General features: G+C 60.7%; 14 protein-coding genes. All 14 read right to left on the reverse strand.

The annotated features are described in order from the left end of the window. Positions 1–47: 47 nt before the first annotated feature. The 14 genes from H8S23_RS06725 to H8S23_RS06790 all read right to left on the reverse strand — a co-directional run bounded on the left by H8S23_RS06725 (position 48) and on the right by H8S23_RS06790 (position 13,184). Complete coding sequence (locus H8S23_RS06725) at positions 48–716, reverse strand: DUF6320 domain-containing protein (RefSeq protein ID WP_186887561.1); 669 nt, start codon at positions 714–716, stop codon at positions 48–50. Beyond that, positions 716–1,996 (reverse strand): hypothetical protein, encoded by a 1,281-nt coding sequence (locus H8S23_RS06730; protein WP_186887562.1) that lies wholly within the window; start codon positions 1,994–1,996, stop codon positions 716–718. The genes H8S23_RS06725 and H8S23_RS06730 overlap by 1 nt, the downstream gene beginning before the upstream one ends. Before the next feature lie 8 nt (positions 1,997–2,004). Beyond that, positions 2,005–2,928 carry an alpha/beta hydrolase gene (locus H8S23_RS06735; RefSeq protein WP_186887563.1) on the reverse strand — a complete coding sequence of 308 codons (924 nt, stop codon included), beginning with the start codon at positions 2,926–2,928 and terminating at the stop codon, positions 2,005–2,007. A gap of 823 nt (positions 2,929–3,751) precedes the next feature. Further along, positions 3,752–4,519 (reverse strand): glucose 1-dehydrogenase, encoded by a 768-nt coding sequence (locus H8S23_RS06740; protein WP_186887564.1) that lies wholly within the window; start codon positions 4,517–4,519, stop codon positions 3,752–3,754. 73 nt (positions 4,520–4,592) lie between these two features. After that, complete coding sequence (locus H8S23_RS06745) at positions 4,593–5,342, reverse strand: sugar phosphate isomerase/epimerase family protein (RefSeq protein WP_186887565.1); 750 nt, start codon at positions 5,340–5,342, stop codon at positions 4,593–4,595. A gap of 12 nt (positions 5,343–5,354) precedes the next feature. After that, complete coding sequence (locus H8S23_RS06750) at positions 5,355–5,873, reverse strand: VOC family protein (RefSeq protein ID WP_186887566.1); 519 nt, start codon at positions 5,871–5,873, stop codon at positions 5,355–5,357. A 15-nt stretch (positions 5,874–5,888) separates the two neighbouring features. Continuing rightward, on the reverse strand, positions 5,889–6,347 hold the full coding sequence (locus tag H8S23_RS06755) for a VOC family protein (RefSeq protein WP_186887567.1): 459 nt from the start codon (positions 6,345–6,347) through the stop codon (positions 5,889–5,891). 53 nt (positions 6,348–6,400) lie between these two features. Continuing rightward, entirely contained in the window at positions 6,401–6,865 is a 465-nt protein-coding gene (locus tag H8S23_RS06760) for a VOC family protein (protein WP_186887568.1), read from the reverse strand. Between the two features lie 14 nt (positions 6,866–6,879). Beyond that, positions 6,880–7,341, reverse strand: coding sequence for a VOC family protein (locus H8S23_RS06765; RefSeq protein WP_186887569.1), 462 nt, complete (start codon positions 7,339–7,341; stop codon positions 6,880–6,882). 33 nt (positions 7,342–7,374) lie between these two features. Continuing rightward, positions 7,375–8,337, reverse strand: coding sequence for a sugar phosphate isomerase/epimerase family protein (locus H8S23_RS06770; RefSeq protein ID WP_186887570.1), 963 nt, complete (start codon positions 8,335–8,337; stop codon positions 7,375–7,377). Position 8,338: 1 nt separating this feature from the next. Further along, positions 8,339–9,508 (reverse strand): Gfo/Idh/MocA family protein, encoded by a 1,170-nt coding sequence (locus H8S23_RS06775; RefSeq protein ID WP_186887571.1) that lies wholly within the window; start codon positions 9,506–9,508, stop codon positions 8,339–8,341. Positions 9,509–9,536: 28 nt separating this feature from the next. Beyond that, positions 9,537–10,535 carry an ABC transporter permease gene (locus tag H8S23_RS06780; RefSeq protein ID WP_186887572.1) on the reverse strand — a complete coding sequence of 333 codons (999 nt, stop codon included), beginning with the start codon at positions 10,533–10,535 and terminating at the stop codon, positions 9,537–9,539. Positions 10,536–10,557: 22 nt separating this feature from the next. Next, positions 10,558–12,060, reverse strand: coding sequence for a sugar ABC transporter ATP-binding protein (locus tag H8S23_RS06785; RefSeq protein ID WP_207721105.1), 1,503 nt, complete (start codon positions 12,058–12,060; stop codon positions 10,558–10,560). A gap of 83 nt (positions 12,061–12,143) precedes the next feature. Beyond that, positions 12,144–13,184: a sugar ABC transporter substrate-binding protein gene (locus tag H8S23_RS06790; protein WP_186887574.1), complete on the reverse strand. Its 1,041-nt coding sequence runs from the start codon at positions 13,182–13,184 to the stop codon at positions 12,144–12,146.

The raw sequence follows: 13,184 nt of genomic DNA on the forward strand, positions 1-13,184 counted from the left end.
GCTCCGGCTTTTGCATGGGTCTGAAAAAAGCGCAGGCCCCGAGATCTTCACAGATGCATGCGCCGGCTGATCTCCCCGATCAGCTCGCGCCCCTGAAAGACCAGCACGGCGGAGAGGGAGAGCGCGCTGATGCACACGCAGATCAGTGAGGGGAACAAGACGCCGTCCAGCGCCCCGGTGAGGTAAAAGACCACCGGCAGGCTGCCGAACAGGATGTCGATGGCAAGGTAGAACAGGTAGTCGGACAGCCGCAGCCGCAGCAGGCGCGGCAGGATCATCAGCGCCAGCATGGCCCCGCTGCACAGGATGGGGATGACATAGCTGAACCCCCAGCCGTGCCAGCCGGTGCAGCGGTCCCAGAACAGCCCCAGCAGCCCGCCCAGGACCACCAGCCAGAGGATGGTCTTGGGGATGTTGTGGCGCTTGCGCAGCGCGATGACGACGAGCAGCCAGACGCTGGCCAGCCCCGCGGTGACAAAGCCCGCCCACCAGACCTCGGTGGGAAACATGAAGTTGACGGCCAGGCAGATCAGGGCCGCGGCGATGGTGCCGAAAGCCCCCAGGCGCAGAAAGAGCCGCAGCTGGTGACGCTGCTCCGCCAGCACGGGGAAGACGTCCTCCTGTGGGGCGGGCTCGCCGGTAAGCGGCCCCTGGCACAGCGGGCAGCGCCGGTGGCTGCCCGCCACCGACACGCGGCAGTGTTCACAGAACTGCATCAGTCCACCTCCTCAAATTCCGCCAGATTGGTGGTGACCGTGACCTCCAGCCCCATCCCGGTGAGGATGCGGAAAAAGCTGCGCTGCACATCGGTGGACACCAGCGGGGTGGTGAAGGTGATGACAAAGTTGTCGCCAAAAGAGGACATGCAGGCCTGCAGCCGCTTTGTGGAGAGGAATACGTCCACAAGACGGATGTGCTTTTGCATGGCGGCGGGCATCTCCACCTTGCCGATGTTGGAAAACGAGACCGTCACCTCCCGCTCGGTGATCCAGTTGGAAAATTTCAGCACCGGGATCTTGAGAAAGAGGGGGATCACCCTGATCAGCATGGTGTGCTCGAGATTGGCCAGCCGGTTCATGCGCCGGGCCAGCTTGTCGGCGGTGAGCTCGGCCTCCAGCCCGCGGGCCACCTCTGAGATGATATCCTCAAACGCACCGCTGCGGCGGGAAAAGTCATACCCCACGTTGACGACGCTGAAAAAGTTGCGCGCGGTGGCGGAGGGGAAATAGTTGCGCAGGTTGACCGGCACGGTCACCACCACGGGGCGGCGCTCGTCCCGCAGCGACATCTGGCTGTGGATCGCCTGGATGAGCGCCGAGGCGAGAAAGACGGTCAGCGTGGTGCCGTACTCATGCGCCTTTGCCAGCAGGGCCTGCACCGAAAAGCAGCCCTCCACGATGGAGAGGCGAAAATCCGGCAGGCGGCTGCCGCACAGCTGGTAGGCGGAGGGGTTGAGTTCGGGCGGGGCCTTTTTGTCTCTTGAATAGTATTTGAGAAAGCTGTCGTCAAATTTTTGCGTGGCCGAAGCGTCATAGTCGATGGGCGGCGGCCCGTCGGGAAAGTCCGCGGCGTGCACCAGGGCCAGATAGTGGTAGACCAGCACCCGCAGAAAGTGCAGCGCGCCGGTGCCGTCGGCCAGGGCGTGGTAGACCTCCAGATTGATGCGGCGGCGGTAGTAGGTGACCCGGAACAGCGGGTCGCGGCCGTCGCCGCGATAGAGCATACTGCAGGGCGGCTCGTCCTCCGCTCTCACCTTTACGGGCTGGTCGCTGCCCTCCAGGTAATACCAGAACAAGCCCTTTTTCAGGGAAGAGCGGTAAAAGGGAAACTGGACCAGCGTCTGGTCCAGCGCTTTTTGCAGGGCGTCCGGCTCCACCGGCTCGGCCAGCTCGCAGGCAAAGCGAAAGACCTTTGCGTCGCGCGCCGTACTGGTGGGGGGGAAGATCTTGGCCGCGTTGTCAAGGCGGGTCCACTGAAAAGTTCTCTGGCGTTTCAACTGCCGGGTCACCTCGCTAGGAATTCGTTGATGATCTCATAGGTCCGCTTTACCTGCACGTAGCGGGGCGGCAGCATGAAATAGCCGTGCAGCGCGTCCCGCACCCGCACGATGCGCACGCGGTTGCCCGCTTCCAGCAGGCGGCGGCCGTAGGCCTCGCCCTCGTCCCGCAGCGGGCAGTATTCGGCGGTAAAGATCAGGGTATCCGGCTGCCGCGACAGGTCCCCGGCCAGCAGCGGGGCAAAATACGGGTCCTGTCTGTCCTCGGGCCGGGACATATACAGCTCCATATACTCATTGACCCGCTTGGCGGTCAGCAGGTAATCGCTGCCGTTGCTGCGCACGGAGGGGAACGGCGAAGCATCGGTGTGGTCGTTGTAGGTGGCCGGATAGATCAGCACCTGCTGGCGCGGCAGAAACTCGCCCCGATCCCTTGCCAGCAGCGAGACGGCTGCGGCCAGGTTGCCGCCCGCAGAGTCGCCCACCAGGGTGATCTCATCGGCGTGGGTGCCCAGCAGCGTGTCGTCGAGAAAGATCTCGCGGGCCACCGCATAGCAGTCCTCTAACCCGGCGGGAAACGGGTGCTCGGGCGCGAGCCGGTAATCCACCGAGACCACCGTGCGGCCGGTCTTGTTCGCCATCACATGGCAGGTCTTGTCATAGCTGTCGATGTTGCCGGTGACCCAGCCGCCGCCGTGAAAAAACAGCAGGATCTTGGGCTGCGGCAGGCTGTCCCTGGGGGCGAAAATGCGCACCGGGACCTCGTGGTCGCCGCAGGGCACCGCGTGGTCCCAGGCCTTGTAAAACAGCTTGTTGGCGGGCGGGTGGGAGACGTTTTCCGCTACCCGCACCAGCTTGTAGTTTTTCTTCAGGTCGATGTCGGGGTAGGACAGCGCCTTGAGCGCCGCGCGCATCGCTTTGTTGATGGCCATGAAGGCCTCCTTTTCCGCAGAGGGGAAACGGGCTCCCGGTGGGATATCCTATCAGCTTAGTATAGCACATGACGGGGCGGTTGAAAAGCGTCGGAGCGATGGGGGAGCGCTTTCATAGACGGAGACCTCTTTGAGCCCGGCGGCACGCAGCATGGGGCATTGGCGCAGTTTGTCCAGTGTGGAAAAATGATCGCTTCCCGACTATCCCTCAAGTTCGCTGCTCGCCGCCTGCAAAAAGTTTCAGATGCTTTTTGCCTCAGTCGTTTTTCAGCCTGAAGCTTTTCCAGCTGATGTTTGATGTGCTCTTTTCTCTTCACATCGTTCTTCCACGCCGTGTCTATGCAGCATGAGCCGCAGCGCCCAATTTTCCTATTTTAACACGTCCACTTCGACCCGGGGAACTTCTTCCAAATCATCAGGCTGATGTTCCTTTCAAGTGTTTCAAAAAACAGGATATCGCGATCTCGGAGGGAAGTAGTCAGCCTGTGTATCTGGTCTGCCCCCCCCTTTTTGCCTCAATATTTCAGTGACACGGCATCTCCGCATTCCGCTGGTTCTCCTGCGTACCCCTCTATAAAATGCCCTCATTTGATATAGAGGTATCCAGCCCAGGGGGAGGATCGCGGTCACATGTCGTATAGGGCGAGCGGTTCCCGTCTTCTTTTTGTGCAGTTGGATGACCGAACTTTTATTTCAGCAAGGGAGGCGCTGTGATAACCGCCGGACTGCTTTTGAACTGCTTGCGCGGCAAGCGGCTTGCTGAATGCAAAAAGGCCGCGGCCAAAGGCCGCGGCAGGAGAAAGAATAGGAAAAAGTAAGCAGTTTAAAGGCAGCAATAAGCGCCGTCCACCAGTACGTCGCTGCCGGAAGTATAGCCGGAGGCGTCACTGGCCAGATACAGCACTGCAGGGACAAGCTCTTCCGGTTTGCCCATGCGGTGCATTGGGATCAGCGGCATCCAGGCGTCTTTCAGCTCCTGCGGGGTGTCCACCGACATGGGAGTGGCAATGTAGCCCGGGCTCAGGCTGTTGACCCTGATGCCGTAGTCGGCCCACTCGGCCGCGAGGGAGCGAGTGAGGTGGATCACGCCGGCTTTAGAGGCGTTGTACGAGCACTGCCACTGCGGGGTGTTGACGATAGAGCCGGACATGGAGGCCATATTGATGATGCTGCCGTGCAGGTGCCGCTCCATCATGGCCCTGCCCGCGGCGCGGGCGACAATGAATTCGCCCGTCAGGTTGACGTCCACCACCTGGCGGAAATCCGCCGGCGTCATCTCCATCGTGGACTGGTGCATGCAGATGCCCGCGTTATTGAAGACGACGTCGAGCCGGCCGCAGCGAGACAGGATCTGCGCCACGGCGCGGTCCACCTCCTCCTCACTGGTGACGTCGGCGGCAATGTAAAAAGCTTTGCCGCCGTCGCCCGCGATGAGGGAGAGGGTCTCCTCGGCGCCGGAGCGGCACACGATCGCGACCTCGGCGCCGGCCTTTGCCAGCCCACGAGCTACCACCTGGCCGATGCCGCGGCCGCCGCCCGTGACGAGGGCGACCTTGCCGGTCAGGCCGAACAATTCTTCCAGATAAGACATAGCGGTTTCCTTTCTCTGCGTCCGGCGCCTGCAGGGCGCCCGCGGCGGCCCTGTGCGCCGGACATTTTTTTGGTCACAGGCCGAGGGCCTGCAGGCCCTCCAGGCTCAGACGCGCGCTCTCCAGCACGTCGATCTGGCTGTTGTCCTGCTCCACGACCACCCAGCCGAGGGCGAGGTCCCGCGCCTGCCGCACCACGGGGACGTTTTCCATTTTGCCGGTGCCGATGGCGCAGAACACCGGCGGCTGGACGGTGCGGTCCAGATAGTCCTTGACGTGGATGATCGCGAGGCGGCCGCTGTACTCTTTCATACAGGCTACCGGGTCGCGGCCGGCATACATGGCCCAGAAGGTGTCAAGCTCCAGCCTGACGCGCGCGTCGACTGCCAGCAGGGTGTCGAGCAGGATGCCGCCGTCCCAGGGGGCAAACTCGAAGTCATGATTGTGGTAGCCCACGGTAAGGCCTGCCGCCTCACACCGGTCCGCATAACCCGGCAGCTCGGCTGCGAGGCGCGCGTAGGTCGTGGCGTTTCGCAGCTCCGGCGCGATGTAGGGTACCGTCAGCATTGGGATGCCCGCCTCCACAGCGTAGGCGATCTCCGCGTCGAGATCGTTCTGCCAGCGGTCCAGCGAGACGTGGGAATTAAAGCCCTCCAGCCCGGCCTCCCGCAGAGCGGCGCGCAGCTGTGCCGCCGGCACGCCCGCATAGTCGAAGAATTCCACGCCGTCATAGCCCATCTCGCCGATCCGGCGGATGGTGTCCAGCAGGCCCTCGGCGCTCTGGCAAAGCTCAAGCGCTGAAAAGAGCTGATATCCTTTTTTCATCTACACGCCTCCTCAGTCGTGGTCGTTCAGCACCTGAAGGCTGTTTTCGGTGTACTGCATGACCTCGATCTCGTTGCCCTCCGGGTCCTGGATGTAAAAGGCGATGGAACCGCACTGGCCCACCTCGGTGCCGTCAAAGGGCTCGGTGAACGGGTTGTTCATCCAGCGGGGGCCGCGCCACAGAGTCACGCCTTTGCCCTCCAGCTCCCGCGCGGCGGCAACGACGTCCTCCACCATCAGGCAGACGTGATGAAAACCCTCGTTTTGAGTGTCGTTTTTGCCGTTGTAGGGCACGTTGAACAACTCGATAAACTCGCGCGGGGCGACCTTGTAATAGCTGAGCCACTCCTCGCCCACTTTGCCGTCAAAATCATCGTAGCCACGGGTTTTGAAGTCGTCGATGGTCTTCTGATCATAGTCGATGCCGAACAGCTTTTTGAGGCCCAACACCTCGCCGTAAAAGTGCTGTGTGGCCGCGTAATCCCTGCACACGAAAGTGCAGTGGGTGATGCGCTTGATGTAATCCTGCATATCGATGAGCCTCCCTCACGCTTTTTCGTCGTCGCAGACCAGCTGCAAACTGTTTTCGGTGAACTCCATCAGTTCCCACTCGTTGCCCTCAGGGTCATGGACGAACTGGCAGTAGCTGCGGCACAGGCCCACCGTGTCGTCGGGGGTGCGTCCCACGGGCAGCCCTTTTTCGCCCTCCAGGTCCGCGATCATGCGGCGGCGGTCGTCGATCTCGAAACAGGCGTGAAAATGTGAGCGGTCGATCTGCGCGTTGTCGCCGGTGTAGTGGTCGTTGGGGCAAGACTTGACGCCCGGGAACAGCTCTATGTATTGGCCGGGAGCCACGCGGAAATAGGTGATCCAGGCCTCGTTGTTCTCGTCGATGAGGTCGAATGCCTTTTTGAAGCCCATGGTTTCAGTGTAGAATTTTTCCATCGCCGCGTAGTCCTTGCAGCGCAGTGCGATGTGACCGATACCGGTGAATTTGATTGCCATGACAAACCCTCTTTTCTGTGAGTTGGTGATACGGGGGATCCGGCTGCGCCGGGTCAGTCGTGGTCGTTGACGACCTGCAGGCTCTCGTCGGTGTACTGCATAAACTCGATCTCGTTGCCCTCGGGGTCATGGACAAAGAAGCCGTAGGAATTGCACTTGCCGCGGGAATGGTCGATCTCATAGGGGATGCGGTAGGGCGGGTTCTCCATGATCGGGCCGTGGCAGATCATCACACCTTTGGCCTCCAGGCTGCGGGCGGCCTCAACGATATCTTCCACCATCAGGCAGATGTGCTGGTGGGCGCGGTTGCGCCAGTTGTTGTCGCCGGTGTACCGCTCGTTGAACAGCTCAATGAACTCGCGCGGGGCGATTTTCAGGTATTCGATCCAGACGCTGCCGTCCTCGTTGCGCAGCGTGAACAGGTGCGGCAGCTCCAGAATGTCTCGATAGAAGTGCACCATCTCGTCAAAGTGGTTGGTGCGGAAGCTGCAGTGGGTCAATCCGTTGATTTTAGCCATCGTGTTCTCCTCCCTCAGCGGTCACAGATCAGCTGCATGCTGGCGTCTGTGAACTGCATGATCTCGATGTCGTTGCCTTCCGGGTCCTGAATGAACGCGCACAGGGAACCGCACATGCCGCGCGCACGATCCTCCGGTTCGCCGGCCATCACGGGGTGGGTGTTGGCCGGGCCGTCGTAGACAGTGACCCCGCGCTCGCGCAGCTGGCGCACAAAGCCGGCAAAATCGTCCACCTCAAAGCAGAAGTGGTGGGGCGACTGCTTGAGCGCGTCGTTGTCGCCGGGGTAGTCCTCGGGGAACAGCTCGACGAACTGTCCTTTCGCCGTGCGCACATAGGTCAGCCAGAGGCTGCCGTCGTCGTTGTCCAGATGGAACAGCTCCTCGCAGCCCAATTTTTTTACATAAAAGTCGAGCATCTTCTGATAGTCTCTGCAGCGCAGGGCCACATGGCCCAGAGCCGTGTAGTTGATCGCCATTTTTGTATCTCCCTTCCAGATAAAAACCGATTGTCAGGCCCACCACATGGCGGCGGGCTTCTCACTGATCATAACGTCCTGTAAAAAGGTGATCGCCTTTTCCAGGCCCTCGCGCACCGACATCAGGCTGTCCTCGTGCTCAATGCTCACTGCACCGTCGTACCCCACCATCCGCAGGGCGGAGATGATGTCTTTCCAGGTCTGGACATCATGGCCGTAGCCCACGGTGCGGAACACCCAGCTGCGGTGGATCTCGTCGCTGTAGTGCAGCAGGTCCAGCACCCCTTTTCTGGCGGTGTTGGCTGGGTCGATGCGGCAGTCCTTGGCGTGCACGTGATAGATCGCATCCCCGAGCTCGCGAATGGAGGCAATGGCATCCATTCCCTGCCAGAACAGGTGGCTCGGATCGTAGTTCGCGCCCAGCGCGGGGCCCACCTGGCCGCGGATCTTCAGCATGCTGGCGGTGTTGTACACGCAAAAGCCCGGGTGCATCTCAAACGCGATGCGCACCCCGTGTTCGGCCGCAAAGGCCGCGGTTTTGTGCCAATAGGGCAGCAGGCAGTCGTTCCACTGGTAGTCCAGCACCTTGCCGAAATCGTCCGGCCAGGGGCAGGTGACCCAGTTGGGGTAGCGGCTGTCCGGGCAGTCGCCAGGACAGCCGGAAAAGGTATTGACCAGTCCCACGCCCGTTTCGCTCGCCATCAGGATGGCGTTTTTCAGGTCGCGGTCCGCCTCGGCGGCGATCTCCCGGTCCGGATGCACCGGGTTGTTGTGCGTGCTGAAAGCGCTGATCTCAAGGCCCGAGGTGCGCACAGTATCCTTGAACTTTTTCATCTCGGCCGTGTCGTGCAGCAGCACATCGGGATCACAGTGTGCCTTGCCCGGGTTGCCCCCGCAGCCGATCTCGACGGTCTCAACGCCGAGGCCTTTCAGATAGGTCAGCGCTTCGCCCAGCGGCATCCCGCTCAGCGGCACAGTGAGTACGCCAACTTTCATCTCACAAACACTCCCTCTTTGACGAATTGAGCTCCACCCACTGACCGCTCTCGCTGCTGGCAAGGCAGGCCTCTACCAGCCTCATGATGCAAAGGCCGTCCGCGAAGGTGGCGAAAGGCTGCCCCTCCTGTGAGAAGCTGCCTCCGCGCAGAGCGTGGTAAAAGGCTCCCACACTGTTGCGCAGCGCGTCGCTCCAGGCGACGGGGTGTCCGCCCGGCAGCGTAGCGTAGGCGGCCGCGCTGCCGTGCAGGGTGTCGGGGGCCGCCCGCAGGATCTGTGTTCCCGCCTCCCGCGTGCCCACTCGCAGCTGGTCCGGGCTCTCCTGCTGCCACTCCAGCGCGCAGCGCTCGCCGGCGATCTCGAGCCGCAGATCATTTTTATGCCCGCCGCTCACCTGTGAGAGCACTACCTGGCCGAGGGTGCCGTCCTCAAACCGGACCAGAATGAACCCCGCGTCCTCGGAGGTGATGGGGATAAGCTCGTAGTCGTCGGTATTCGCAGCGGCGAAAGTCTGCACCTCCACGGCCGGCTTTTTACGGTTTTGGTGTACGGTGAGCAGTTCTGCCCGCACAGCGGTGATCCGGCGGCCGGTGGCCCATTGGGCAGTGTCAAACCAATGGGAACCGATGTCTGCCACAGCACGGCTGCGGCCGCCCTGGTCGTCGGTGAGCCGCCAGTTATAGTCCGTGTCGTACATCATCCAGTCCTGCACATACTGGCCGGTGACGAGAAACAGCCGTCCGACCTCGCCGCTCAGCACCCGCTGGCGCATCTCCTGCACCACGGCATTGTGGCGGTAATTGAAGTTGACCGCGCACAGCACCCCGGAGGTGCGCGCGAGGGCCGTCAGTTCCTCGGCCTGCTCCAGCGTGACGGCCAGCGGCTTTTCGCAGTAAACATGTACGCCGTGCTCGATACAGTATTTGTTGATTTCGTAGTGCATGCCGTTGGGGGTGCAGTTGTGCACGGCGTCCGGCTGCACGGTCTCGATCATCTGCCGGTAATCGGTAAAGGTCTGTTCGATGCCCAACTTTTCGGCAACCCCGGCCAGGGCGGCGGGGTTGGGGTCGGCCAGAGCAACCACCTCCGTGCCCGGGATGCGCCGCACAGCCTCAATGTGCTGCTGGCCCATCATACCGCAGGCGATGATCGCAACGCGCAGTTTTTTCATGGTTGTTTCTCCTCTGTGAGCGGTGAATTTATTTTGCTGCGGCCTCTTTTTTCTTGGCCATGTTGGCATACATCTTGGTCCACACGACGTCCAGAATGATGGCGAAGAGGATCAGAACGCCCTTGGCGATGATCTGCCAGTTGGAGTCGGCGCCCAGCAGGTTGAGGCTGTTGTTGACCACGCCGACGATAAGGCAGCCGACCAGCGTGCCCAGCACGTTTGCACTGCCGCCGGAGAGCGGGGTGCCGCCGATGACGACAGCCGCGATGGCATCCATCTCGGTGTTTTGGCCGGCCGCGATCTGCGCAGAAGCAGAGCGGGCGGTGAGGATGACCGAGGCAATGGCGACATAGACGCCCATTGTCATGTAGACGCCCAGACGCACTTTTTTAGTGTCGATGCCGGACACGCGCGTCGCTTCGGCGTTACCGCCCATCGCGATGGCATGACGGCCAAACATGGTGCGGGTGAGCAGGATATACATGACGAGCACCATCAGGGCCATGATGTAGATCGGCACCGGGATGGGGCCGATATAGCCCTGCCCGAGGAACACAAAGCTGGAGGGCAGGTTGGAGATAGGCACCATTTTGGTGATGAGGTAAGTGCTGCCCTTGTACACCGACATGGTGGCCAGCGTGACGATGAAGGGGGGCAGGTCAAACAGGGTGATGACCGAGGCGTTCAGCGCGCCGCACAGCGAGCCGGCGATGATGCCCACCAGGATGGCCACCGGCACCGGCAGGCCGGACTCCATGGCTTTGCCCATGATGACGCCCACAAAGCCCACCATGCAGCCGATGGACAGATCCATGTGGCCGGAGCCCAGCACCAGCGTGAAGCCGGCGCCCATGACCGCGCTGTAGGCGACTTGGCGCACCACGTTGAGCAGGTTGTCGGAGGTGAAGAAAACGGGGGAGGCGAATGCCATGATCAGGATCAGCGCCAGCAGGATGAAGAGAGCCTTATTGCCCATCAGCAGCTGGCTGATCAGGCTGCTTTCGGATTTTTTTACCTTTGTGTTCATGATGCTCTTTCCTTTCAAGACTTTAGTTTGCCTGCGCGCCGAACGCATAGGTGATCAGACCCTCCTGCGTGGCGTCTTCGCGCATGCACTCGTGGACGATTTTTCCGTGCCGGACCACGAGGATGCGATCGCTCATCCCAATGATCTCCGGCATTTCAGAAGAGATCATGATGATCGCCATGCCCTGCGCGGCGAGACCACTGATCAGACGGTGGATTTCAGATTTAGAGCCCACATCGATGCCGCGGGTCGGCTCGTCAAGGATCAATACTTTCGGGTTGGTCAGCAGCCAGCGGCCGATGATGACCTTTTGCTGGTTGCCGCCCGACAGCTGGCTGATCTTCTGCTTATGGGAGGAACATTTGACCGAAAGAGTATCCCGGATGGAACTGAACGCTTGCATCTCGTTCGATCTCCGATAGAACCCCAGCTTGTTGCAGATAGCATAGAAATGAGCGATGGTGGTGTTGGCCATGACCGACAGCGCATAGATGGCGCCCATCCGCAGCCGGTCTTCCGTCACCATGCCAAGACCGCAGCGCACCGCATCCTTTGGTTTTTTGATGCGCACCTCTTTGCCATCCATCACGATCTTTCCGCTGTCGTGTGGGTCGATGCCGAAGATGGATCTCATGATCTCGGTACGGCCGGCGCCCATCAGGCCGCAGAAGCCCAGGATCTCGCCCCGGTGCACCTCAAAGCTGACGTCGTCGAAGACACCGGCACTGGACAGATGCTCCACGCGCAGCACGGTGTCCCCGATCGCCACTTCCTGCTTGGGGAACAGGTTGTTCATCTCGCGGCCCACGATCATATTGATGAGCTCAGGCTGGGTGATCTCGTCGCAGTTGTGAGTGCCGATGTAGTGGCCGTCACGGTAGACCGAGACGCGGTTGCACACCTCGAACAGCTCTTCGATTTTGTGGGAGATGAAGATGATCGACACGCCGCGGGCGGACAGGTCGCGGATGATGCGATAGAGCAGCTGGATCTCCACATCGGTCAAGGCCGAGGTGGGCTCATCCATGATGATCACGTCCGCGTCATAGGAGGTGGCCCGGGCGATCTCAATCAGCTGCATCTGGGCAATGCTCAGGTTTTTGACGATGGCGTGGGAGTCCAGGTGAATGTCGAGCTTTTCCAGAAGCTCTTCCGTGGCCTGATAGCGGGCTTTGCGATCGATCAGGCGTCCTTTCAGAAAACGCTTTTCACGCCCCAGCCAGATGTTCTCGGCCACGTCCATCGTGGGGATGAGGCTGATTTCCTGATGGATCATCGCGATGCCGTGGGAGAGCGCCTCGAGGGGGCTGGTATAGCGCACCGGTTCGCCCTTATACACGATGGTGCCCTCATCGGCGATGTAGATGCCCAGTAAAATTTTCATCAGGGTGGATTTACCGGCGCCGTTTTCACCGATGACCGCGTGGACTTCGCCCTTGCGCAGCTCCAGCTGTACATTGTCCAGCGCACGCACGCCGGGAAACAGCTTGGTGATCCCCTCCATTTTTAAGATAACGTCTTCCATGTGATATCCCCTTTGCTCAATCATGCGACACCTTACGGGAAATAGAGGACGAAGTTACGTCCTCTACTTCCGGCGGAATTTTTTCAGTTGACGTCTTTGTACTGGGACACGTTAGTGGAATCCACAGTGGCCAGCGCGTCGGTGCCCGGCGTGTAGTAGTCGTCGTTGAAAGTGCCCTCGACAGCTTCAATGGCGATATCGACCCACTGGCTGTACGCCTTATCCTGCAGGGCCTTGACCGTCATGTCGAGCTTGCCTTCCTCGACCAGCTGGCAGCCGATCTTGGTCCCGTCGACCGCAAGAGTAAGGAAGTCGTCCACTTTGCCCGCAGAGGTCAGTGCATTGATCGCGCCCAGGATCATGTCGTCGGAGGCGGCGGAAATGGCGTTCATCTCGGGGTAGCGCTGCATCCAGTCCTCGGTGATGGCCATGGCCTCCTGGGTGCTCCAGTTGGCGTACTTCTCGTCCAGGATCTTAACGCGATCGGGCATCTCGTCTGCCAGTTCCTTGATATCGTCGTTGCGGATGAGCTGCAGCACCTGCGCGGGCAGGCCGTACAGCAGGCCAAAGTTCAGCACTACGTCGGGATTGGCCTCCAGGTAATCGACGACCCACTGCTTCTTCATATCCTTGATGGTGTTTTCATCCATACCCTGGAACTGATAGGAGATGCTGTCGTCTTTCATACCGCGATCGTCCACGCAGATGATACCTGCATTGGCGACGGCCTGTGCGGCGGGGACTGAACCGACAAGGTCCACGGCGCTGACCTGGATGAGGTCGGGCTTCTGGGCGATCATGGATTCCACGTCCGCCAGCTGTTTGTCAACGCTGGATTGGCCGTCGGTGTAAATGAACTTTACTTCGATGTCGTCGCGCTCTGCATTGACCTCTGCGATGCGCTTTTCGATCGCATCCATCGTGCGCTTATTGTTTTCATCCATGTTTGCGTAGGCATAACCCAGGGTGATGACACGCTTTTGCCCGTCTGCAGCGGCGGAACCGCCGGTGCCGGCCGAACTGCCAGTGCTGCTGACAGCGGAAGAACTGCCCCCGTTGCCGCCGCAGGCAGCCAAAGAGAACACGAGGGAAAGAGCCAGTGCCAATGCCAAGATCTTTTTCAT

The organism is Anaerofilum hominis (assembly GCF_014287275.1).
GTDB classification, from domain to species: domain Bacteria; phylum Bacillota; class Clostridia; order Oscillospirales; family Ruminococcaceae; genus Pygmaiobacter; species Pygmaiobacter hominis.